Source organism: Pseudoalteromonas sp. Z9A4 (assembly GCF_011378845.1).
Classification (GTDB): Bacteria; Pseudomonadota; Gammaproteobacteria; order Enterobacterales; family Alteromonadaceae; genus Pseudoalteromonas; species Pseudoalteromonas arctica.
This window is the reverse complement of the sequence record NZ_WTLA01000001.1, coordinates 161,470-186,695: the sequence shown is the minus strand read 5'-3', so window position 1 is coordinate 186,695 and position 25,226 is coordinate 161,470. Positions and strand designations below refer to the sequence as shown.

General features: G+C 38.3%; 18 protein-coding genes and 1 pseudogene. 8 read left to right on the top strand and 11 right to left on the bottom strand.

Going from position 1 to position 25,226, the window contains the following annotated elements:
• Nucleotides 1-38: 38 nt before the first annotated feature.
• Nucleotides 39-2,822: a TonB-dependent receptor gene (locus GQR54_RS00820; RefSeq protein ID WP_166376252.1), complete on the bottom strand. Its 2,784-nt coding sequence runs from the start codon at nt 2,820-2,822 to the stop codon at nt 39-41.
• Nucleotides 2,823-3,484: 662 nt separating this feature from the next.
• Between GQR54_RS00820 and GQR54_RS00815 the strand changes: the two genes are divergently transcribed.
• Entirely contained in the window at nt 3,485-5,107 is a 1,623-nt protein-coding gene (locus tag GQR54_RS00815; protein WP_166376251.1) for an alpha-glucosidase family protein, read from the top strand.
• A gap of 92 nt (nt 5,108-5,199) precedes the next feature.
• Here the strand turns inward: GQR54_RS00815 and GQR54_RS00810 are convergent.
• A pseudogene (locus GQR54_RS00810) lies at nt 5,200-5,397 on the bottom strand (TIGR00645 family protein); the annotation flags it as partial.
• A gap of 198 nt (nt 5,398-5,595) precedes the next feature.
• Here GQR54_RS00810 and GQR54_RS00805 point away from each other — a divergent pair.
• The gene (locus tag GQR54_RS00805; RefSeq protein ID WP_007582596.1) at nt 5,596-5,838 is read left to right on the top strand and encodes a hypothetical protein; all 243 of its coding nucleotides are present in this window, start codon (nt 5,596-5,598) and stop codon (nt 5,836-5,838) included.
• A 225-nt stretch (nt 5,839-6,063) separates the two neighbouring features.
• Here GQR54_RS00805 and topA read toward each other — a convergent pair whose 3' ends face one another.
• Both topA and GQR54_RS00795 read right to left on the bottom strand, forming a co-directional pair.
• Nucleotides 6,064-8,784: a type I DNA topoisomerase gene (gene topA, locus GQR54_RS00800; protein ID WP_166376250.1), complete on the bottom strand. Its 2,721-nt coding sequence runs from the start codon at nt 8,782-8,784 to the stop codon at nt 6,064-6,066.
• A gap of 252 nt (nt 8,785-9,036) precedes the next feature.
• Complete coding sequence (locus tag GQR54_RS00795) at nt 9,037-11,748, bottom strand: hypothetical protein (RefSeq protein ID WP_166376249.1); 2,712 nt, start codon at nt 11,746-11,748, stop codon at nt 9,037-9,039.
• A 193-nt stretch (nt 11,749-11,941) separates the two neighbouring features.
• Here GQR54_RS00795 and GQR54_RS00790 point away from each other — a divergent pair, with 193 nt between their 5' ends.
• Entirely contained in the window at nt 11,942-13,276 is a 1,335-nt protein-coding gene (locus GQR54_RS00790; protein WP_166376248.1) for a dicarboxylate/amino acid:cation symporter, read from the top strand.
• Nucleotides 13,277-13,372: 96 nt separating this feature from the next.
• On the opposite strand, the gene sohB is transcribed toward GQR54_RS00790, so the two are convergent.
• Nucleotides 13,373-14,389 (bottom strand): protease SohB, encoded by a 1,017-nt coding sequence (sohB, locus tag GQR54_RS00785; RefSeq protein WP_166376247.1) that lies wholly within the window; start codon nt 14,387-14,389, stop codon nt 13,373-13,375.
• 100 nt (nt 14,390-14,489) lie between these two features.
• The gene (locus GQR54_RS00780) at nt 14,490-16,946 is read right to left on the bottom strand and encodes a VolA/Pla-1 family phospholipase (protein ID WP_166376246.1); all 2,457 of its coding nucleotides are present in this window, start codon (nt 16,944-16,946) and stop codon (nt 14,490-14,492) included.
• 206 nt (nt 16,947-17,152) lie between these two features.
• On the opposite strand from GQR54_RS00780, the gene GQR54_RS00775 reads away from it, so the two are divergent.
• Nucleotides 17,153-17,899 (top strand): YciK family oxidoreductase, encoded by a 747-nt coding sequence (locus GQR54_RS00775; RefSeq protein ID WP_166376245.1) that lies wholly within the window; start codon nt 17,153-17,155, stop codon nt 17,897-17,899.
• An 81-nt stretch (nt 17,900-17,980) separates the two neighbouring features.
• On the opposite strand, the gene rluB is transcribed toward GQR54_RS00775, so the two are convergent.
• The 4 genes from rluB to GQR54_RS00755 form a co-directional block, all read right to left on the bottom strand.
• Nucleotides 17,981-18,853 (bottom strand): 23S rRNA pseudouridine(2605) synthase RluB, encoded by an 873-nt coding sequence (gene rluB / locus GQR54_RS00770; protein WP_007582584.1) that lies wholly within the window; start codon nt 18,851-18,853, stop codon nt 17,981-17,983.
• Complete coding sequence (gene scpB / locus GQR54_RS00765; protein ID WP_166376244.1) at nt 18,850-19,440, bottom strand: SMC-Scp complex subunit ScpB; 591 nt, start codon at nt 19,438-19,440, stop codon at nt 18,850-18,852. Before scpB ends, rluB begins: the two co-directional genes overlap by 4 nt.
• Nucleotides 19,441-19,591: 151 nt before the next feature.
• Nucleotides 19,592-20,113, bottom strand: coding sequence for an EF-hand domain-containing protein (locus GQR54_RS00760; protein ID WP_166376243.1), 522 nt, complete (start codon nt 20,111-20,113; stop codon nt 19,592-19,594).
• 227 nt (nt 20,114-20,340) lie between these two features.
• Entirely contained in the window at nt 20,341-20,772 is a 432-nt protein-coding gene (locus tag GQR54_RS00755; protein WP_166376242.1) for an exonuclease III, read from the bottom strand.
• A 240-nt stretch (nt 20,773-21,012) separates the two neighbouring features.
• On the opposite strand from GQR54_RS00755, the gene xthA reads away from it, so the two are divergent.
• From xthA to GQR54_RS00740, 3 genes are read left to right on the top strand one after another with little or no spacing between them, the layout of a single operon-like run.
• Nucleotides 21,013-21,819, top strand: coding sequence for an exodeoxyribonuclease III (xthA, locus tag GQR54_RS00750; RefSeq protein WP_010554249.1), 807 nt, complete (start codon nt 21,013-21,015; stop codon nt 21,817-21,819).
• Between the two features lie 5 nt (nt 21,820-21,824).
• On the top strand, nt 21,825-22,472 hold the full coding sequence (locus tag GQR54_RS00745; RefSeq protein ID WP_166376241.1) for an energy-coupling factor ABC transporter permease: 648 nt from the start codon (nt 21,825-21,827) through the stop codon (nt 22,470-22,472).
• Complete coding sequence (locus GQR54_RS00740; RefSeq protein ID WP_166376240.1) at nt 22,469-23,284, top strand: putative RNA methyltransferase; 816 nt, start codon at nt 22,469-22,471, stop codon at nt 23,282-23,284. The genes GQR54_RS00745 and GQR54_RS00740 overlap by 4 nt, the downstream gene beginning before the upstream one ends.
• Here GQR54_RS00740 and yfbV read toward each other — a convergent pair.
• On the bottom strand, nt 23,281-23,727 hold the full coding sequence (gene yfbV / locus GQR54_RS00735; protein WP_007582569.1) for a terminus macrodomain insulation protein YfbV: 447 nt from the start codon (nt 23,725-23,727) through the stop codon (nt 23,281-23,283). The genes GQR54_RS00740 and yfbV overlap by 4 nt on opposite strands.
• A gap of 284 nt (nt 23,728-24,011) precedes the next feature.
• Between yfbV and GQR54_RS00730 the strand changes: the two genes are divergently transcribed.
• Nucleotides 24,012-25,226, top strand: a complete 1,215-nt coding sequence (locus GQR54_RS00730) for an acetate kinase (protein ID WP_166376239.1) — start codon at nt 24,012-24,014, stop codon at nt 25,224-25,226.

Sequence of the window (25,226 nt, the reverse complement as noted above, 5' to 3'; positions counted from 1 at the left end):
GTAACACACATTACAAGGGCTTCTACACACAGTTTTTATTATAGCTTGTAGCTAAAGCCTAACAAGTAAGTACGACCGTAATCTTGGTAATCACGTACTTGTAAAGCATTGTCGCCTGAAAGCGACGTAAACGGTTCTTCTGTTAAGTTTTGTACTTGAAACTGAATTGATAAACCTTCAAGGCTTTCAATACCCGCTTCACTAAAGTCGTAACCCGCTTGAACATCCCAAATAGTTTCACCTAAAATATCAACTTGTTCCGTGTCAAAGCCTAAGCCATATACATCGCCTTTAAAGGCACTACGTTTACGCATACTGGTACGTAACTGCATGCCATGCATTTCGTAGTAAACCGTTAAGCTTTGAATTTTATCTGAAAGACCCGGTAGTTCGTATTCGTTACCATTTTGGTCCTCAATATCAGACTCAATACCTGTATGGCTAGCAATTAAGCCAAAGCCTTCAAGAGACGGATGAAATATTTTAAATGGTAATGCCAGTGATAGCTCGTAGCCATATAAATCGCCACCGCCACCATTTATTTTACCACTGCCAGTACCCGATGATGTTGCTGGTAATTCTCCGGTAGATGGATCTGCAACACCCGACATATCTATTGCGTAAGTACCGTCAAAAATCCACTGAGTTAAATCTTTATAGAAAAACGCAGCAGAGAAGTAACCTTCATCGCTAAAGTAATTCTCGTAAGTAAAATCGTAACCGGTTGCTTCTTTAGGCTCTAAATTTGGGTTACCACCCGATACAGACCAGTAGTTACCATTTTCATCTGGCGTTTGATTATATGACGCATTAACTGATGAATTCATTTCATCTAAACGTGCACGAGAAATTGTTTTAGCAGCACCAAAGCGTATTGTTTGTTGCTCATCAATCGCAAGTGACAGATTTAAGCTAGGTAATACGTGTGAGTAATCATGACTTATGTCTGTAGGTGATGTAACAACCACACCATCAACAGTACTAAATGCATTACCTTGTGACGATTGATCAGTTTGTACATAACGCACGCCAACGTTACCCGTTAATGCAAGGCCGCTTACTTCAGCATTAATATTGGCTTGAACAAATGCAGAAGTAATTTCTTCTTTTACAGTCCACGATTTAGTCGCATGACTTGTATTTGTTAAGCTCTCTGCCAGTAAGTCGTAATAACCGTCGTTAACTAAGCCATTTACGTCATAAGCAATCATATCGCCCATGCCTATAAAGCCTAAATCAACACTTCCGTTACGGTACTGTTCTGGCACGCTAAGCATGCCTGGGTTATCTAATGAGAAACTAGATAACGTCATGAAGTAACCTTCTGAATCTTTTGTTTTCTCACGTTCTTTGTAAGACATACCAAATTCAATAGAGCTTATGTACTCGTTTTCTAATACCTTTGAAGCCGCTATTTTTAATGTTGATAGCTCATCTTCAATGGTCGGTGCATTAATAAAACCGTCTTGCGCTTGGTTTTCATATTCAGTACCAGTTAAACCGTATTTATCGTTAAGTGCAGAGCTTGCACCCCACGAAAGCGGGCCACCTAACTGAATCAAACCATAATCGCTATAATCTAAATCATGTGAAAAAGTAGCCCCAGTGTTACCACCATTAAATGTATAACCCAAGTTATCTGCCACACCGCGAGCATCGCCACGACCTGTGCCTGAATAGCTTTCAACACTCCAGATTTTACGCTCTACTTGTGAATAACTTGCATCAAACTCTACTGACCACGAATCGTCAATATCGTATTTAGTATTAAAACCAAAAGCTGTAAGTTCTGCTTCGCGTTCTTCATAGTCATTACGAACTACAACACGCTGACCTTCGGTTACAGCGCTTGTTATAAAGCCTGACGCTTCATCAACTACTACACTGTTTGAGTCGATACTACCTTGTCCCCACGCGAATGGAACTTCAATACCGCGTAGAATTTTTTCATCTGTAAAATCTACATATAACGCATCAAACGTCATACTTAGATTGTCTGTAGGTGCCGCTTCTAAAACAAGCATTGCCGAGTCACGCTCAAGCGTTGATGAACGCACGTAAGGTTTAGCGCCACCTAAAATTGAATAATCGTTACCATTTTCATTAAATTCTGGATAACCCCACGAGTTCCAACGTTTTTCTTGATTTGGTGAACTCATCGTATTTAAAGCAAATGCAACACCAATTGTATCGTCTGCAAACTGATCGATGTATGAGATAGTGCCTCGGTAACCGTCGTCGTTACCGTCTGGATTTAATTTACCAAAGCTGGTTTGCTCATACTGCCCATTTACTTGCACAACACGCTCGCCTTTACTTAAAGGGCGCACGGTTTGCATATTAATAACACCTGCAATGCCTTCAGCATCTATACTTGCATTTGGCGTTTTATAAACAGTTACACCGCTCATTATTTCTGATGGGTAAAGGTCAAATTCTACGCCGCGGTTATCACCAATCGATACTTGTTCACGACCATTAAACGTAGTACCACTTTCGTTTTCGCCAAAACCACGAATAGAGACACGACTTGCTCGGCCATCTAAGCGCTGCGCTGTTAAGCCCGGTAAACGTGCAATCGATTCAGCAATTGAAGAGTCTGGTAGTTTACCAATGTCTTCAGCTGATATAGATTCTACAACCTGAGTGGAGAAGCGTTTAGTGTTAATAGACTCAACCACACTGCCACGAAAGCCTTTAACTTCGATTACTTCTACATCATCTTTTTTTATTGTATTTTCTTGAGCAGCCTGTGTAGCAAAGCTCGATAAGCCTGCAGCTGTTAATGCCAAAGTTAATATACTTGGTTTGAACATAGACATAATGTTTTCCCGTTACCCATATTGTGATACCCGCGTTCAATGTTTAAGTGATAGTTAAACAAGGCGAGCTAATTTTGTTGTCAGGACGAATATTAACGCCAGATTTATTTTATTAACAACTTTATGCATACGTATTCAACAATTAAAGCACTCTTTAACATTAACATAAAACTCACAAATATTATTTTAACATCATGATTTTATTAAAAATAAATAAAATAAAAAACACAAAGCAAACATAAATAGTTAAATCAATTCTACTGAAACTTAATGGCACCTTCACTTAAATGTAAACAAGGTGAAATTAATTATCGCTGTTATATAAAGTTTAAATTATTCCATATTTACCAAGCGTTAAATTGGTCAGACCATTTAATATAAAGCCTGGGGTATATTTTCCTTACAGTACAGTCTGTTAGGTTTAATTTAACTAAAAAGTGAATGAATAACGTAATTGGTAAACAATAGACACACAAAATGAACACTGTTAAAGCTACGCTAAGCGCTTATTTTTAATAAATTTATTGTATTATTTTCAGTGCATACGTATGCAGACTTTTTACAGGATTAAAGGCTTCACGTATGCTTTTTGCAAATAACGTGATTAATCGTAATCACAATAAAGAATAGTCTAAATACTGTGTGGAATGACGGAGAAAAGCATGACCCAAAAGCAGTGGTATAAAGGTGCGGTTATTTATCAAGTTTATCCGCGTAGCTTTCAAGATAGCAACAACGATGGCATTGGTGATTTAAAAGGGATTATTAATCGTATTGATTACATTAAAAGCTTAGGCGTTGATGCAATTTGGATTTCACCTTTTTTCAAATCGCCAATGAAAGACTTTGGTTACGATATTAGCGACTACCGCGACATTGACCCACTTTTTGGTGACTTAAACGATTTTGATGAACTAATAAGCCAAGCCCATGATCGAGATATTAAAATAATTATAGATCAGGTTTTAAGCCACACCTCTGATCAACACCAGTGGTTTTTAGATAGTCGTGATAATTTAACAAACGACAAAGCTGATTGGTATGTTTGGGCCGATGCTAAAGAAGATGGAACAGCTCCTAACAATTGGCTGTCTATTTTTGGTGGTGGCGCATGGCAGTGGGAACCTCGCCGTGGACAATATTATTTGCATAACTTTTTAACCGAACAACCCGATTTAAACTTTCATAATCCTGACGTAAGACAAGCTGTACTTGATAACGTAGAGTTTTGGCTTAAAAAAGGCGTCGATGGCTTTAGACTCGATGCTATTAACTTTTGCTACCACGATGCATTACTTCGCGATAACCCTGCTAAACCAAAAGACAAACGCCAAGGTCGCGGCTTTAGCGAAGATAATCCGTATGCGTTTCAATATCATTACTACAACAACACTCAGCCAGAAAACATTGAGTTTATGCAAGACATTCGCACATTACTTAATAAATACCCAGGTACTGTATCGCTCGGCGAAATCTCATCAGAGGATTCATTAGCGACTATGGCAGAATATACCCAAGGCGGTGACAAACTGCACATGGGTTATAGTTTTGAGCTATTAACAAATGATTATTCAAGTGAATATATCAGAACTACGGTTCAAACTCTTGAACAGCGTATGACGGAAGGCTGGCCGTGCTGGGCATTTAGTAACCATGACGTAGAGCGCGTAGCAAGTCGTTGGAGTAAAAACGGCGAGATAAATCCTCAGCAATGTAAAATGCTAACCGCCCTACTTGCTTCCCTTCGTGGCAGTGTGTGTATGTACCAAGGTGAAGAGCTTGGTTTAGGTGAAGCATCTGTTGCTTTTGAAGATTTACAAGACCCATACGGCATTACATTTTGGCCTAACTTTAAAGGGCGCGATGGCTGTAGAACGCCAATGCCTTGGGAGCAAGCTGATTCACCTAATGCGGGTTTTAGTGACGTAAAACCTTGGCTACCTGTTGATGATGCACACAAACAGCAATCAGTCGCTGTACAAACGAATGATAGCAACTCAATTTTAAACGCATACCGTGAGTTTATGGCGTGGCGCAAAAACCAACCTGTGCTACTTGAGGGTGATATTGAGTTTATTAAAACGCCTGAGCCTGTGCTTGCTTTTCATAGAACGCTTGGAACGCAAAAAATGCTCTGCATGTTTAATCTAAGTTCGCAACAAACAGCTATTAATATGCCAACATCAATCATTAAAGAATACAACGAGCTTAGCCACCACAGAGCAAAATTAAGCCAAGACACATTAACGCTTGAGCCTTTCGCTTGCTTTTATGCAAAGTGTTAATCACATAAAAATTACGTTTAATTTTATAATTAAGCTATAAAGACAACAAAGCCTAAGTTAATTACTTGGGCTTTTTTATGTATTTTATCTTTTTAGTGACTATGATTTTTGCCGTTTAAATAGTTAGTTAAAGCAAGCCAAACACCTGATATTACAAACGTGACATGAATAATCACTTTCCAAAATAGTTCATGACTTGGATGTACGCTGGAGTTATTAAATACTTTTAATAACTCAACAGTAGAAATAGCGATTATTGCACTTATTAACTTCATCTTTAAACCTAAAAACCAATACAACACAATACCGCGAAATACCGACAAGCAAATTACTCATCCTTACGATAAAAATATTTCGTTATCTTTTATTTCGTTTTCGTTTAAAAATCAATATACCAACAGAGTTGTTCTGGATTGGGCACTACTGGTTTAAACCTAACCTTAAACTGGGTAAATCAGTCATCACACCATTTTTTTAGGAATAAACGAATGAAAAAAGCATTGCTAGCATTAATCGTAGCACCACTATTTGCAGTATCTGCGACTTACGCGGTAGCAGACGATGCGCCAACAGCTTCAGCCGAAATGGTAAAAGAATACACAGAGATGTGTGTTAACTGGGCTAAAGATGATGACGTAAGCAATGAAGAGCTAAATGCCTACGTATTAAAATGCGTAAATGATGAGCTTGAATCTGAAGGCTATAAAAAAGTATCTTCTGTTAAAATTTAATCATACCAATTGCATTAAATTAGCGATCTATTTAGTGCGATAAAATGACTATGTTTTTTAATAAAAATTGATATACCCAATACACTTAGTTAAATGTACTGCTAATAAAGCCGTTGCGAAAACATTTAACTAGGCACAAAAAAACCGGAATAGACACAAGCTGTGCATTCCGGTTTTTTTATGACTTTTTAAAACTATAAAAAGCTATGAATAAGAAATACCTACTTATTCATCCTCTTTTTTAGTTTTAGGCTTTGCTTTAGCTTTAGGTTTTGCTTTAGCTGGTGCCTTTTTTGCTGCGGCTTTCTTTTTAGGCACAGCTTTTTTCTTCGCTTCTTCTGTCCATTTACCTGCATCAAAATGAGCAGTCCAGCCAGTTGCTTTACCGTCAACTTCAGTCATAACATACTGAGCTTTATTTTTACGGCTGTAGCGTACAACAGCAAGGTTACCATCAGGATCTTTTGCTGGTGCATCGGCTAGGTAATAAAACTTAGGCGAAATACGGTCTCTAAAGCGTTTTAATTCTTCTACCTTAGGTGCACGTGTTTCTCGTGACTTAGGAAAAGTATTTGCAGCTAAAAATATACCCGCTGCGCCATCACGTAATACAAAATACGCATCTGACTTTTCACATTCTAACTCAGTAATGTGAACAGGATCTTCTTTTGGTGGAGCAGCTTCGCCACTTTTAAGTAGTTTACGTGTGTTTTTACACTCGTCATTATTACAGCCAAAGTACTTACCAAAGCGACCCGATTTAAGCTCCATGTCAGAGCCACATTTATCACATTCGATAATTGGTCCGTCATAGCCTTTAATTTTAAAGGTACCTTCTTCAACTATATGCCCTTTACATGCTGGATTATTACCACACACATGTAATTTACGGGTTTCGTCAATTAGGTATGAATCCATTGCCGTTTCACAAATCGGACAACGTTTCATCTGCATTAGCTTTTCAGTTTCTTCATCTTCGACATCGGCTGCAACCGCTTCATCGCCCGACACTAAATTCATTGTCGTTGTACAACGCTCTTTAGGCGGAAGACTGTAACCAGTACACCCTAAGAAAACACCAGTTGATGCTGTGCGTATACCCATTTTTCGGCTACACGTAGGACATTCAATATCCGTTTCAACCATCTCGTTGAGACGCATACCGCCATTTTCTGGCTCATCTTTAGCGACAGTTAATTGCGTTGAAAAATCAGCATAAAATTTATCAAGAACTTCAGTCCATACTCGCTCGCCTTCAGCGATGTCATCTAAACGGCCTTCCATTTTTGCTGTAAAATCAAAATTCATCAAATCAGTGAAGTTTTCAACCAAACGATCGGTAACTATTTCACCCATTTTTTCAGCAAAGAAACGGCGATTTTCTACACGTACATAACCACGATCTTGAATCGTTGATATAATTGACGCATAAGTAGATGGACGACCAATACCGCGTTTTTCAAGCTCTTTTACTAAACTTGCTTCACTAAAGCGCGCTGGCGGTTTAGTAAAATGTTGCTTAGGATCAAGTTCGATTAAAGTAAGGACTTCACCCTCTTTAACAGCTGGTAATGATTGATCTTCTTCGTTTTTCTTACGTATTGCAGGCTGTACTTTAGTCCAACCATCAAAGCGTAGCACACGGCCTTTTGCTTTAAGTTGGAAGTCGTTAGCTTCAACTGTAAGCGTTGTTAAATCGTATTCGGCAGGTACCATTTGGCACGCTACAAACTGACGCCAAATTAGCTCGTACAGTTTTTTAGCATCGGCGTCTACACCTTCAACATGACCAGATAACACGGTAACGCTTGAAGGACGAATAGCCTCATGCGCTTCTTGTGCATTACCTTTAGAGCTGTAGCTAATTGGATCTTTTGGTAAATATTTAGCACCAAACTCGTTCGTTACGTACTCACGACACATTTCAACCGCATCTTTTGAAAGATTAGTTGAATCGGTACGCATATACGTAATATAACCGCCTTCATACAAACGCTGAGCAAGCATCATGGTCTTTTTAACGCCATAACCTAAACGTGTACTTGCCGCTTGTTGCATGGTTGAAGTAATTAATGGCGCACTTGGGCGACTTTTACTTGGCTTTTCTTCAACGCTAATTACTTTATATTCTGCATTCTCAAGGCTTTTAACCGCTGCGCTAGCCTGAGCTTCATTTACAGGCTTGAATGGCTTTCCTGCTTGTTTGGCTACTTCTAAGCGTAACTCAGACTCAGTATTTTTAACGTCAGCGTGAATATCCCAAAATTCTTCTGGAATAAATGCTTTAATTTCACGTTCACGCTCTACTAATAAACGTACTGCTACTGACTGAACTCGTCCTGCAGAAAGTCCTCGGGCCACTTTAGCCCAAAGTAAAGGTGATACCATAAAACCAACAACACGGTCCAAAAAGCGACGTGTTTGCTGAGCATAAACCATATCGGTGTTAAGCTCGCCTGGTGTTTCAAATGCTTGTTGTATTGCGTTTTTAGTAATTTCGTTAAAAACTACGCGCTTATACTTTGAAGGCTCACCGCCAATAATTTCCTGAAGGTGCCAAGCAATTGCTTCTCCTTCTCTATCCAAATCCGTTGCGAGATATATTTGGTCTGCATTTTCTGCCAGCTTTTGTAATTCTTGAACAACTTTTTCTTTACCAGGCAGTATTTCGTAATGCGGATCCCAGCCTTGGTTTGGGTCAATACCCATACGCGCGACTAAGTTTGTATAATCTCGTTGCTTTTTATACGCTGCTTTTTCTTCTGGTTCCATTTTACGAACTTCTGCTGGCGTTTTAGTTGCCGGCACTTTAGCTTTGCTCGAACCTGAAGTAGGTAAATCTCGCACATGTCCAATACTGGACTTTACGATGAAGTCATTACCTAAATATTTATTAATTGTTTTAGCCTTAGCAGGAGACTCTACAATTACTAGCGATTTGCCCATAGTTGCCTATTTCTAACCAAATATTAAAAATGTGTTTTGCCGACATAAGCGGCGCGAATATTTATAGGTATATCTACAAACACTAGTTGTTACAAGCTTTTAATACAAACTTTTCAGTATTTACTGAATAAACGAACAATTTTTGTCGTTAAATTAAACAAACTGGTGTTTTTAGATTAATTGATGTGGAATATATAGAACAGAAACAAAAATGCCAACCCAAAGGTTGGCATTTTAAATACTTTATTTGCTCTAAGGCTTTGGCTCATCCAAAATCGACATCACAGTATATTGAGTTTTGACCCCGCCTGGTGTTTCAAACTCGATATATAAAAAGCCAGAATCAACTTCATCTGGAGCTGTTTCTTTAGTAATATTGACAGTGACTGAATTAGGAGTTTTTTGCGCGGTGTTAGCTACAGTGTAGTCAGTCAATCCCTTCAACACAGCATTATCAGATGTTACTTTAACAGTAGTACCCTCAGGTAATGGGTTGTTATGGATATCACTAAAGAAAATGGTAACCGAAATTGCACTGTAAGGCGTCGAATTACTAATATCGATCAGGTTAATATCACACATACCAGCCATATCAGAGGCTTCTAAACTAATTCCACTATTTAAGGTACAATCATTTAAGGATGTTACAGCTCTAATATAGGGGGTACTACCAGACATAACTAACTCTGAACGAGCACGTACATTTATGGTTTCTCTTGTACAAGCATTAGCTGTAAGTGCTTCATCACTACACAGTAAACCATTATAAATACCATCACCTAAATCGTATTGTCCATTATCTAGTGCGCCAGAACGCTCAATATACCATTCATTTTCACCACCATTGGAGTCAATAGGGTTAACTGGTGCCGAAGAATTACCATCAAATACGCCATTTTCATTAAAGTCTATAAATGCTTCCGGTAAGTCTTGTAATGTAGAGTCAAACTCATTTTGATTAAATTCGCCATTTGCTGATACATCATTGAATGACTCCTCACCCACAGAATAAGCCAACAAACTTACTCGTCCTCCAAGAGGGTAATCAATCGGTGCAAGTGCTGGTGCATCACTAAACGCTATAGGATTACCACTACTGTCAAGATAAGTGATTAAATTACCACTTGCATCTAATTGCGACTCCCTGATGCCTAAAGAACAAGGTGCTGCTTTTCCAAAATGTCGATCACACTTTTCTACTACAGAGTTCTGGTAAATACTATAATGATAAGGAATAGGGTTTTGGCTACGCCACTGTGCACTACATACACCATCAATCGTACGGCACAGTAATAAAGGTGAAAACTGCTGCCCATCAATAGTACCTACTGCCCCACCTTCACTGGCAATATAAATTGCCGTATTATCAGGTACGAAATTATTAAAGTGATCTGCGGCAAATACGGTTAAATCGGTAGTTACTCCCGCTTCATTTAATGACTCAGTATTAAACGATTGCACTGCAAGAGTGAAACTGTCTTGATCTGGTACCCCTGTAGTAATAGTAATATCGTTTGAAACGATTGAAATAACACTGTTTTGAGAGTTATCTGTACTTACTACTTGATGAGAAGCAATAACAGATAAAACCCCGGCGGCTCTTCCTGAGCGCACATTTACAGTTACTAAACCTTCGTTGTTGGTAAATTGAAATACGCTACCCAATAAAGCACCACCGGGGTTTTGTGAAAGTGCAAAATCTATTTGCTTTTGACCTACAGGATTTCCATTAATATCCAAAAGTTTAAAGGTTAACTCTGAATTTTCAGTGAGGGTTTGTCCCCCAGCTCCTTTAATAGCTAAAACTTGATTGGTCGAACCCATAAGAGCAATAGAACCCGTTTGAGCTGCTGCTACATTAATATTAATTGTTTGTGTTGCAACATTGCCACCAGTAACCACTGTGGCCGTGATTGTATCAACACCATTACACCCATCAGCCTTATATGTTGTGCTGGCTATGCCTCCAATGCTGCTTACAACACTATCAATAGTTGCTCTAGGCGTTGATTCTTGAGCACATGCAGACGTAAACTGTACTTCAAGGGGTGTCGTAAATAAATTATTATTACTATCTACAATTTTCGCAGTAATTACTGTAGTAGAACCCGCTGATAATATATCAGACGAATCAATACCCGAGCTTAAATCGACACTGACTTGAACAGCATTAATCTCAAATAAAGCAGAGGCGATGCTACTTTGTGATGTCAATTCAACCTGACCTACACCAGAGCTACTTCCAGGTAATAGATTTAAAACTGCAATACCAAACGCATCCGTTTTTGCAGTTAAGCTCTCTGGCAATAAAACACCTAATGTCGTCGTAGCGCTAACTAGCACATTACTTGCTGGGGTATTCGTCCCTGCTTTAGTAATTTTTGCATAGATAATAGCTTGCTGAGCTACAAGGTTACTATTTTCTGAACAATCAGAGGAGTTAAGCTCAATCGAGTCACGGTCAATGCTAAGCCAATTATCGGGGCAGTTTTGTAAAATTTTAATGTCAATTTTAGCGCTAGAATCATCCGATGGAGCTTCATCTCCGGTAGTATAAAAACCGAGTTTACTGCTAGTCTCTTCATACGTTGCTATAACGGTACCTGCACCTTCAACACTTCCAGCTGCTAGCTCAATAGTTGCAACCCCGCTAGTGTCAGTTAGAGCACTACCTGTTGCGGGTATAAATGAGCCTAATGTAGTTGTAAAACTCACTTCTTGACGTTGTATTGGCTGCCCATCAGTACCTACAACTGTCGCTGTGATTTCTAATGGTGAATCTGCAGTGACAGGACGATCTTCAAAGGAAATTTCGATATTCGCTGCTTGTACAATAGTGTCTCCACCAGTATTCCCTGTATCATCACTTAATGTCTCGCCATCTTTTTCAAGTGACCCGCCGCCACCACAGGCTGTAAGTAAAAAACTGAGCAATAAGATGCTGAGTAGTCGCATTAAAGGCATGAACCTCTCCCTAGCGTTGTTATTATATGTAGTATTAATTATTACTTAATATTAACCTATAACTTAGTCTAAAATCATAGTTTTTTATTACTTTTTTATGCAAAATATTTTTAAATAAATACTAACTTTTTCTGTAGTAAATATTTCCTTGCTGGTAGTCTATGGCAAATTTATAAAATGTAGATCAGGAAATATGTCAAAAATCCGTTCAATGAGTTTGACCACTCGCATCATGATTGGTATGGCGCTTGGGGTTACAGTAGGTTTTATATTTCAGGCTATATTAGCTGGTGAAGACGATTATCTAATACCACTTGGGTTATTCTCTTTGCCAATTAAAGCCTTTTTTGTGGATGGTATTTTCCATGTAGGTGGTCAAATATTCATTGCAAGCTTGAAAATGTTAGTTGTTCCTCTTGTTTTTGTATCGCTTGTTTGTGGTACCTGTAGCTTAAGTGACCCTAAAAAACTAGGCCGCCTAGGTGGTAAATCTATTGGTTTATATTTATTAACTACGGCTATTGCAATAACAGTAGCAATTACGCTTGCCTTATTATTTAGCCCCGGTGAAGGTATAAGTTTACCATCTAATGCAACATACGATGCGAAAGAAGCACCGACTCTTGCTCGTGTAATTATAGATATGTTTCCTACGAATCCTTTTGAAGCAATGGCCAAAGGCAATATGCTTCAAGTTATCGTGTTTGCACTTTTATTTGGTGTAGCAATGGCATTAAGTGGTAAAGCGGGAAAACGCGTTGCTGCTGTATTTGAAGATTTAAACACAGTGATTTTAAAACTAGTTACGCTTTTAATGAATATTGCCCCTTATGGCGTGTTCTTTTTAATGGCAAAACTGTTTACCACAATTGAGCTTAACTTAATTGTGAGCTTAGCGAAGTATTTTGGCGTGGTCGTATTGGCGCTGTTATTACATGCGCTTGTAAATTACACCTTATTACTAAAAGTGCTTACAGGCTTAAACCCACTTATTTTCTTAGCAAAAATGAAGCACACATGCTTATTTGCATTTAGTACTTCAAGCTCAAGCGCAACTATGCCTATTACACTTGAAACTGCCACTAAAAAGTTAGGCGCTAATAACTCTGTTGCCTCATTTACTATCCCACTGGGTGCTACCATTAACATGGATGGCACCGCTATTATGCAAGGTGTGGCTACCGTGTTCATTGCACAAGTGTTTAGTGTCGATTTAACAATTTCTGATTACCTTATGGTTATATTAACGGCAACACTTGCCTCTGTAGGTACAGCAGGCGTACCTGGTGTTGGTTTAATAATGCTGGCAATGGTACTTAACCAAGTTGGCTTACCTGTAGAAGGGATTGCAATCATTATCGGTGTAGATAGATTACTTGATATGACACGTACAGCAGTTAATGTAACCGGGGATTGTATGGTTACCTGTGTTGTAGCTAAATCTGAAGGGGAGCTTGATGAGAGCATCTTTAACGACCCTAATGCAGCTAAAGACTTAGAAGATTATCATAAATCTATTGACTCATAAGCTACATTTATACAGCTATAAAAAACCTTGATGCAATCCATCAAGGTTTTTTTTCGAGTCAAAATAATTAAACTGAATCCTAAAAAAGATTCTAATCTAAGGATTTAACGACTTAAACTTAGAAAGTAAGTTTATTCCCACTTTATTTACACCACTACTCAAGCCAAGAGCTAGCTTATCGCTCAACCCTTTTTTAACTTTGTATTTAATCTTATAAATTTGGCGCTCATGTTGCTGCTCTAGCAATGCATCATCACTTGTTTTTATAACATCTACCAAGCCTTTATCAATCGCTTGAGTTGCAAACCAATGCTCACCTGTCGCAACTAAGTTTATATCTAACCTTGGGCGTTGAGTGCTTACAAACGTTTTAAATAAATCATGTGTTTGTTCAATTTCTTCACGAAATTTTTCACGGGCCTTATCTGTGTTTTCACCAAATAAAGTAAGTGTGCGTTTAAATTCACCTGCTGTTATTTGCTCAAATTCAACATCATTTTTCTTTAATATTTTATTAAAGTTAGGTATTTGAGCTATCACACCAATAGATCCAACTATTGCAAAAGGCGCTGCAAGTATCTCGTCCGCGACACACGCCATCATGTAACCACCACTTGCTGCCACTTTATCAATTGCAACACTCAGAGGAATACCCGCACTTTTAATACGCTGTAACTGAGATGCAGCAAGTCCGTAGCCATGTACAACACCGCCACCACTTTCTAAACGAATAAGTACTTTGTCTTTACTTGGATCGGCAATAGAGATAATAGCCGTTATTTCTTCTCGTAAGCTTTCTACTTCGTGAGCGTCCATACTACCCACAAAGTCAATTACATATAAACGAGGTTTAGGCTCATCTTTATCTGCTTTTTTACTCTTTGATTTAAGTTGTTTTTGATGCGCTTTAAGCTCTTTTTTACCCAGCGTATTTTGTAAGAAGCTTTCTTTAAGTTCAACTAGCTGCTCTGATATATCGTCAATTTGTATTTCACCTTTTTTGGCCTTTGGCTTAACTGCAGCGCCAACTATTAGCATTAAAATAACTGCTATAGCGATAACAAAAGTAACTGTTTTAGCAAAAAACAAACCGTATTCGTATAAAAATTCCAACTGGTTTCTCCATTTATAAATTTCAGCTAATTTAGCATGCTTTAAAGCAAAAAAAAGCCACTTTTCAGTGGCTTTTAAAGGTTAATTATTTTACTGGTTATTAATCAGTCACAACCTCAGGGTTGAAAACTAATAACATCCGTCCACGAGAAGCTAAATAAACAGCTACTTGCAACTGCATTTCTGCATTAGCGGCAGCACTGCCTTCAACAGTTGCAGCCTGTGCAGCATCTTGAGCTGGTGTTAATATAGAACCATGATGCCCTTTAGTGAATTTAACTAAATAGCTTGCCGGTGCTTCACTCAAGGCTTGCGAAGAGCTTACTGTTTCAAGACCCATCAAGTTAGCTAATGGAATTGTGCCAGAAATAGGATTGTTAGCTGCCATTGGTGGTATCACTTGGTCAGGCTTGTTATCAACACCATCACCCACAACAACATTAGTATAAACAGGAGTACCTAATGCTTTCACAGTGGCTGCGTAGTTCGTTGGGTCGCCACTATCTAGAGCTGTTTGCGCCGCAAAAGCAAACTGTGTAAATACACCTTGAATGTTAGTAAGTTTAGTCGTTTCACCCGCAGTGGTAAGTGATGCAATATATTCGTTGTAACCACATGTCAAGTAAGCTTCCATGTCTGGTATTAATGAGCCACAGTTAGAAACTGCATCTCCTTGTAAGTATGCAGTAAATTCATCAGCTTCTGTCGTACCCGCTTGTGAAAGTACTGAACCTTGAATAAATGGACCAAACGCAGCAGATTCAAGTAAGAAGCTTGCTATACCGCCACCACCACTTGCAAGAGCTACCGTGTTTACATTAAATAGCGGATCAAGCGTTTCTGCCATTGGCGTATTAGCTTGAGCAATAAATGCTGGAGCAACAATAGAACCTAACGAATGCCCAATGTAGGTAACGTCTTTACTATTAATAGTTGTATCGTTAATAAAGTTTAAGCCTAAACGAAGGCCTAATAAATCAGCAGCCGATTGACGTAAGCTATCACGTGCAACAAGTAATGAACTTAAGTTCATGTAACTAAGCACAGAGCCCGTTGTAGCATTAAAATCGTCTGTTCCATCATCATCAGCATCTATTCCACGCTCACCATGGCGAGGATGGTCTATTGCAACTGTAGCAAAGCCCTGAATTGAAAGCTGCGCCGTTAAAGCGAGCATACTTTCTTTTTGTGTTGTAATGCCGTGTTGCATAATAACAACAGGCCAACCACCTTCTGGGATACTTTCAAGCTCAGGTAAACCATAAACTGAACGATAAATATTTATATCAGCTAAAATTGGCTTTGTGATTTGTACAGGTATAGTCTCATTGCTTTGAGCTAGTGGAACTGGGTTATATTTAGTTAAATGCCGAGTAATATCTATTTTTGGATAGTCATGTAGACGGGTATTTATTTGCTGACAAACGTCTTCATAAGGCCCTTCGTCAAACATAGTTGCATCAATATCTTCTTCTTTACCCTCATCTCGTAACTTTTGATCCGCGGCTAACTGATTTAATACTGCAACAGGGCTTGAACACATTGCTTTCCAGTATGTGTCATTCAAAGCACTTATATCTGTACCTGTTGGTGTGCCTAGATACATTGGTAAAGTAATTTCACCTTTAATGTATTCAACAGCATCAAATGGTGCAAAAGTAGCTATATCTGGAAAATCTAAAAAATCTTTAACCGTTTCTTCAGACTCTGTGATAGTTATTTTTGGTATGGTTGCAGGATTTCTCAAACTACCAGCTAATAATTGTTTAATGGTACCAAGCACTGGCCCTGCAGACTGAATAGTCATTGCGCTAGAAAAAATAATATCGTCTTTTGAAATGTCACCTGAACTAACCACTACATTTTCGTAGCTATTTACAGCTCCTTGCAAACCAAGTTGAGCATCTGTAATTAATGGCGCTTCTTCACTCACGGAGGCATAAGTAGATGAAGGCTCAATAGAACGACCTAAAGAATCTTTAAGCCCTGTAGTTAATACATTGATGTATGAGCTACCGGCTGTAAATGGTTTTAAAGGAATAATGGCAACGGCATCACCTGAGGCCTGAGTTACAAAGTCAACGCCAAAAGTAAGCTCGCCAACCAGTTTACAAGCTGTTCCAGCAGCGACTACAGAACATTCTGCGTCGGTTAAACTCGCACCCATTACAACTTCAAAAATCCTTACTGTACCAGGGGTCCCCGCAGACGCTTCATCTAAACTAACATTTGGTGGAAATGTTAAATCAATTTTATAAGGAACCTGCGAAGACCAACCGTCAAGCGCACCTAGTGCAAGTTGAGGGTTTGCATAAGCCGCGCGAGAAACAAAAATATTATTATCATCTGTTTCATCTGGCAGATTTAGAGTCCCGTCTAAAGTACCACTGAGTAGTAAATCGTTAGGTACCGATAAGATACCTGCTGCAGGATCAAATGTAACTGTTGCTGTTGGGACAACTGGTGCTGTGTCATTTTTGACATCTGTTAACGTTTCTCCACCGCCACAACCTGCTAAAGCAGCTGTAACTGAGAGTGAAAGTAGCATTTTTTTCATATTGTTGGCTCCGCACGTATTTTATTTTTATAGTGTGTTTAATCAGTATATTAAGTTAAAACAATGTAATCAGGTTATTAATGAGACATTAGACCAGTTAAACTTAACGTAAAGTTTCTATTTTCGCCACCTAATTTTACAATAAATTCGATTACTTCACGTTTCGCTATGTTAAAATCAAAAAAATTATATGAATTGGTACTTTTATGCACACATATCAAGCAGCTGAAAACGCACTTAAAGATAAAGTTATTTTAATAACAGGCGCCGGTGATGGTATTGGCCGAGTTGCAGCAATTACGTATGCAAAATACGGCGCTACAGTTATCTTATTAGGAAAAACAACTAATAAACTTGAATGTGTTTACGATGAAATTGTTAATGCTGGCTACCCTAAACCTGCAATAGTCCCTATGGATTTAAAAGGCGCAACGAAGCAAAACTACCGTGACCTTGCTGCAACAATCGAATATCAGTTTGGACGCCTTGATGGGTTGCTTAATAATGCAGGTATTTTAGGGTCACTCGGTCCGCTTGAACATTTTTGCTCATCTACGTTCGAAAACATAATGAAAGTAAACGTGACTGCACAAGCAATGATCACTAAAGCACTTTTTCCTGTTCTTCGTAAGTCTAATAATGCATCGATAGTATTTACGTCATCAGGTGTAGGCCGCAAAGGTCGTGAATTTTGGGGGCCTTATGCCATCTCAAAATTTGCAGTGGAAGGTATGATGCAAACATGGGCATGTGAAGTAGGTAAAACGAATATTCGTGTAAACTGTATTAACCCAGGCGCTACTCGCACTTCAATGCGAGCTGCTGCATATCCAGGTGAAGATAGAGACGCGCTTGCTACACCAGAGGATTTAATGCCTACATATTTATATCTAATGAGTGACGATTCTAGTGAAGTTAATGGCGAATCGTTAGATGCTCAAGTAAAAAAGTAATTTAGAGTTTAAATAATTTAAACAGCACATTAAAAAAGCCGCAATTAGCGGCTTTTTTGTGTTCAATAAATAACTAATTGATTATTTACGTTTAGTCGGCTTAACACGCTGATTGTGTTTTTTAACTGCTTTACGAATTTGGTTGATTTTAGCGCGTTTATCTTTGCGTTTTTCAGGCATAACAGAAAGCTTAGTTTGTGTTTCGCGGCCTAATTTAACGGTTTTACGCAAGTAGTTTACTGTTTCTAAATCATACTCCATCCAACCACCTTGTGGCACGCGCTTATCAAGCTCTAGTTTACCGTAACGAATACGAATAAGACGAGATACTTCCGCATCTTGGGACTGCCATAAACGACGAACTTCACGGTTACGCCCTTCATTTAACGTTACGTTAAACCAACGGTTAACACCTTCGCCACCCATAGGGGTTACAGTCGTGAATTTGGCTGGACCATCTTCAAGTTCAACACCACGTAGTAAGTTTTTAACCGTCTCGTTGGTTACTTCACCAAATACACGTGCAGAGTATTCACGCTCTACTTCATAGCTTGGGTGCATTAAACGGTTTGCCAGTTCACCATCGTTTGTAAAAAGCATTAAACCCGATGTATTAACGTCTAGTCGACCGACCGCAATCCAGCGATCGCCATCAATACGCGGAAGTCGGTCAAATACAGTACGACGCCCTTCAGGATCTTTACGTGTACTTAATTCACCTTCTGGTTTGTTATACATAATCACACGACAGATTCGGTCTGCTTTTTCTTCGATTTTTACACTGTGTCCGTCAACACGAATCAAATCGGTTTCTTCAACACGGTCACCTAACTTTGCCACTTTACCGTTTACACTAACGCGGTTTGCGTCAATGTATTTTTCCATTTCACGGCGTGAGCCTACGCCTGCACGGGCTAAGACTTTTTGTAACTTTTCACCTTGTATAATACTCATTCGGATGGTTCTCTCACAGAAGGATCGCTCAATAACTGGTTAATTTTACTTTGCTGCTCTGTTGGCAACGCAGGTAAATTTTCAAGCCCAGTTAACGAAAAATAATCTAAAAATTGCTTAGTAGTTGCATATAAAGCCGGCTTTCCCGGAACCTCTTTATGCCCTACCACTTTAACCCACTCTCTTTCGAGTAAGGTTTTAATAATATTCGAACCCGTAGTAACACCTCTTACTTGCTCAATTTCGCCGCGTGTAATGGGCTGCCTGTATGCAATAAGTGATAATGTTTCCAGTAAAGCACGCGAGTATTTTGGTGCGCGTTCTTGCCACAAGTTATTTAACCAAGGGCTTAAACTACTGCATGCCTGAAACCGATACCCACTACCAACTTCAACTAAGCGAATACCACGAGTTTGAAAATGCTCTTGTATTGTATCTATTGCTTCATTTATTCGCACCATAGAAATAGCTAAATCTATTAATACGATGTCTTTGAGGTGGCGTTTACTAACAGGCTTATCTGCAACAAAAATAGCTGCTTCAATGATCTCAACTAGTTGTTCATCACTAATTCGCCGACCCGCCATACACACTCTTAACAAATAAAAATACACAGCCATCTATTATGACAGAACAACACCAAACTAGGAAAATATATCTATCAAATAACTAAATTTAAAACACAAAAAAGCCAGTGACTAGCACTGGCTTTAATCTTACTTACTAAAATGGTAACTATTAGTTACTTTTAAAAGCTTCTAATGCATCATCTTCAGCTACTGCGTTACCGTATTTTTTAATGTAACCCATAAACTCGCTTTTACTGATGCGCTTATCTTGGTTTTTATCCATGTAACCAAAATGATTTGAAATATCATCATCGTTACCTTCAACTACCGAGATATAGCCATTGCTGTCGTTATCTAGACTTGCAAAGCTGCTTTCAATTTTATCGAATTTAGTAATTTCAGCTTTAAATGCCGACTCACTTACTTCAGAATCAGTGGCTACTTTGCCATTATTAAGCTTCATATAAGTGTTAAATTCTTTGCGGCTAATTTCGTTATCCATATTGGTATCAATATTTGAAAAATGGCCCCAAATGCTATCGTCATCAGCTTCAACTTTTGAGATGTAGCCATCGCTATCATTATCTAAACTTGCAAAGTCACTGTCTATTCTTTCAAGACCTTGATTAGATGAACAAGCCGCTAGGCTTAATGATGCTAGAATAGTGGCTGCTAATGTTAACTTTTTCATAAGACGTATCCTTCGTAATTAATTAAATGTCACCCTAGTTAATACAATTCGGATGCCAACAATAGTTAAACCAAATAAATCAACAGCTTAACGATTTTATAGTATGTTTATTAAACACTTTCAATAAGTTAAGCCTGCAAGCTTTGCAAACACCCTTGTAATTTTTGCAAAAAAATACCTGGTAAAAACCAGGTATTTCAATTTTACTTATATAGTTAAACTAATAATTAGATTGCTGCGTTTTGGTAGCGTTTAACAAACTCAGTAACGTTTTGACCATTACATTTTAATGAGTTTAGGTTACCAATTTTTTGACGAACAGGTGCTAAACCTTGTTTTAAAGCCGTCATACATAATTGAGTTTCTTGCTGAGCGTCTTTTGCAAATACTTCTACTTTCTCAACTGATGCGTTGCGTAATGTCGTTTTTTTAGCAATATCACGAATATCTTCACCATTACATAAAATGCTTTTAGAAAAACGAGATAGGTAAACACCGTGCTGGGCAGCTTCTTTACGAGCAACGCTAAAGCCTTCGTTTGCACTTAGTACACATAACTTAGACTCAATTTTGTTATCTTGGCTAAAGTAAGTATTGCTTTGAGCTGACGCAGTTGCAGATGCTAGTAAAGCAGTGGCTAAAAGTAGTTGAGTTTTCATGAGAGATCCTATTTGAACGAGCTAAACAAGTGAATTTCGCGCATTATATATTCAATAAAGTTAAGTTCAATTGAATTTTTTATTTATTTAAATAATTAATATTGTATTCACAATGTTTAAACTTTACCCACCAATTGATCAACATTTGTGCAGCTATTATCTCAATTCAGTCATGTTATGTACGCGTATTTACTGATACAATTTAATCTATTAAATAGAACCAATTTTAAGGTAAATTTTATGAAAGTGATTTCTTTCAATATCAATGGTCTGCGTGCTCGTCTTCACCAATTACAAGCAATTATCGACAAGCATCAACCAGACGTTATTGGCTTGCAAGAGATTAAAGTTCACGACGAAGCATTCCCATTAGAAGATGTACAAAAAATGGGATATCACGTCTACTTTCATGGTCAAAAAGCGCATTATGGCGTAGCTATGTTATGCAAAAAAGAGCCTAAGTCGGTCTTAAAAGGTTTTGCCACCGATACAGATGAATCGCAAAAACGCATGATAAGCGTCACTGTTGAACAAGAAAACGGTCGCGACCTTACTGTTATGAATGGCTATTTCCCACAAGGTGATAATATTAATCACGAAACTAAATTCCCTTATAAACGTCAATTTTATAAAGATTTAATGACACACCTTGAAACCAATCACACACCCGATCAAGACGTCATCGTTATGGGTGATATCAACATATCACCTACCGATTTAGATATTGGTATTGGCGACGTAAATGCTAAACGTTGGTTAAAAACGGGTAAATGTTCTTTCCAACCGGTAGAACGTGAATGGCTTGCAACATTACTTAATTGGGGTTTTAAAGACACCTTTAGAGAGCAAAACCCCGAAACAGACGATCAATACTCGTGGTTTGACTATCGCTCTAAAGGGTTTGTAGATAATCGAGGACTTCGTATAGATGTAGTGCTTGCAACCAATGAGCTTGCAGCACGCTGCATAGATACAGGTATTGATTACGAACTTCGCGGTATTGAAAAACCGTCAGATCATGCCCCTATATGGTCAACATTTAAGTAATTATTATGCTCAGCCTAACAATGCAGGGGCTACTTTGGGCTCTTGTAATTATCATTGCTATTTTAAGCTTTGATAGAGAAACATATAAAACATTGCTTAATACGCCAGTCCGTCAAACTGGTGTGCTTGCGTGTGCGTTAGTGTTTGCAGTACTTTGGCGAATAAAGGCTGGCATTTTAACTGGCCTTGATTTACACATACTAGGTGTTACGGCAGCTACATTAATTTTAGGCTGGCGATTGACTATTTTAAGTAGCTTACTTGCCACAGCCCTACTGGCTGCCTTTGGTCAAATTGAGCTTGAACTGTTACCAGTACAACTGCTTATTGGTGCGTTTGTTCCTATAATATTGAGCTATCTTGGCTTTATAATTAGTTACCAATATTTACCTCGTCATTTTTTTGTTTATATATTTGTTTGCGCGTTTATAACCGCAGGATTTATAGCCTGTATAAAAATAAGCCTAGGTGCTTTATTTTACTTAGCTATAGGGCAATACAATTGGCAAGAACTTGCAGATAACTACGTTTATTTAAGTGCTATTATTTGGTTTCCTGAAGCTATGCTCAATGGCATGGCTATAACAATTATGATCACCTATCGCCCACATTGGGTAAAAACTTTTTACGATAAGGACTACCTAGGCTCATGAGTCTTGAATATCAATGCCCGCTGTGTAACCTAGCACTTTTGAAAACTGATTCAACACTTCGTTGTGCTAACAACCACAGCTTTGATTTTGCTAAAGAAGGCTATGTTAATTTACTGCCTGTGCAACAGAAAAATTCAAAACAACCGGGTGATTCACTTGAAATGGTACAAGCCAGACGTGCATTTTTAGAGCGTGGGTATTATCGTTTTTTACAGCAAAGCCTTAGTGATATAATCAGTAATATAAGTGCGAATACTATTATTGATTTAGGATGCGGTGAAGGGTTTTATACCCAAGCAATCGCGAATAAAACAAATGCTGTTGTATACGGTGTCGACATTTCAAAATCAGCGGTTAGATATGCAGCTAAGCGCTACCCTAATTGCCAATTTAGTGTGGCATCAATCAGCCAAGCGCCCTTTAAAAGCCAATTTGCTGATGTACTTATAAGTGTATTTGCACCTTTGTTTGAGCAAGAGCTTGAACGCCTAGCAAATCAAAACGCAACATTAGTAGTTGCAAGCCCAGGACCTTGTCATTTAAAAGAACTAAAATCGTATATATATTCAGAAGTAAACGAACATACTGAAATAGCCACTCCAAAAGGGTTTCAAAAATCAGAGCAGATCCTTTTAACAGAGCATATAGCGCTTAGCTTTACTGATATTAAAAACTTAATAATGATGACGCCATTTGCATGGAAGTTTAGACCCGAGAACTGGAAAGCACTCGAAGAAAAAGGTGAACACACTGTCACCTTATCGTTTTATATTACTCAGTTTACCAAAATAGATAATGATGTAACTCTCTAAAACTGCTCTTTAGTAAACGCCCTGTCCATTTTATCAAACATATCTTTAAGTAAATTGGCAAGCTCCATATAACGGGGCTTGTTTTCACTTAACTGCGTTTGATATCCATTAGCTGCCATTTTAGTGTACAGCTCGTTATACCATTTTTGCATCGCAGGCTCTAAAGGCGTTTGCGCTCGCTTACCCAACCAAAATAAACCTTGTAATGGTAGCGATATAAAAAATAATGCACTTGCAATGGCTTGCGGTAAAAAATCAGAACCCAAGTAATTTAGCTGAAAAAACAATGTTAGCATGGCTAAGATTGGCATTACTGTAATGGCAAGCTCAGTCGCTCTAATTACTCTAAACTCTAAAAATAAGGGCGCAAGCTCTTTGCGCATTGGCCATTTTTTACCATACAAACGGCCTGTTTGTAGTTGTGACATCACACTTTTTTGCATCATGACTCCTCACAGATACTGCTTTTAAATACAATGGAAAAACGAGCTATACGCAAAGTGTAACACAAAATGAAGGAGTTACACTGTCCGCGCTAAAGAGCTTAAATTTACCATTAAATAGCATACAGTTCTAACTAAAACCCTCTAATTAAGGTAAAGTATTTAACATTACGTTAACTGTTCTGCATTTGATCACTCAATTGTTTTTGCTTTATTTAATACCGTAAGTGTAACGATTACGTATTAACGTTTACTTACTAAATTTGTTTATGGGAATTGAATCTATGCCAACAACCCCTCCTGAATCACAACACGTTTTAGTTTTAAATTGTGGTAGCTCTAGCTTAAAGTTTGCCATTATAGATCCAAATAATGGTTACGAGGTCATCTCTGGTTTGGCTGAACGCTTGGGAAGCGAAGCACCTTCAATAAAATATAAATATAATGGGGCTAAGACCGCTATTAATTTGAAAGCTAACGAAGCTCATGCTGAAGCAATCAATACCCTAGTGGCATTAATTAAATCACATAAATTAGATGAGCACTTAATAGCGGTAGGTCACCGTGTTGTTCACGGTGGTGAACATTTTATACAATCAATACTTATAGACGAAGATGTTATTTCGGGAATTACACAAGCTGCAACACTTGCTCCACTCCACGGGCATGCTAACTTATTAGGCATTTCATCTGCAAAAGAAACTTTTAAAGGATTACCCCAAGTCGCGGTATTTGACACCGCGTTTCATCAAACTATGGATGAAGTCGCTTATCTTTATGCTCTTCCTTATAAGTTATATACCGAGTTTGGCGTAAGGCGTTATGGTTTTCATGGTACAAGCCACTGCTATGTTGCAGATCAAGCCGCTCAGCTATTAAATCAATCCCTTGAAGAAAGTAATTTTATTAGTGCTCATTTAGGTAATGGCTGCTCTGTATGTGCAATAAAAAATGGTAAAAGTGTTGATACAAGTATGGGCTTAACTCCCCTTGCAGGCTTAATTATGGGTATGCGTAGTGGTGATATCGATCCCGGTTTATTTAACTTTTTAAATACACAACTAAACTATAGCGCGCAGCAAATTGACGATTTACTAAATCAAGAAAGCGGTTTACTGGGCATAAGTGGGCTTTCTAACGATTGCCGTACAATTGAAGAAGCTTCGCTTTCTGGGAATCAAAGAGCAACTCTAGCAATTGATATGTTTTGCTACCGGCTAGCCAAACAAATTGCAGCCTACATGGTGCCATTACAGCGCCTAGACGCTGTAATTTTTACTGGTGGTATTGGCGAAAATTCAGATCTTATTCGTAAAAAAGTAATCTCTCAACTTGCCTTTTTAAACATTGATTGTGATGAGCAAGCTAACCTTAATGCGCGATTTGGACAACAAGGGATTATTAGCGCTAAAAAAACAAAAATTAAAGTTATCGTCATACCTATAAACGAAGAGTGGGTAATAGCAAGCGATGCTGCAAATATTGTAAAGGAGCTTTAA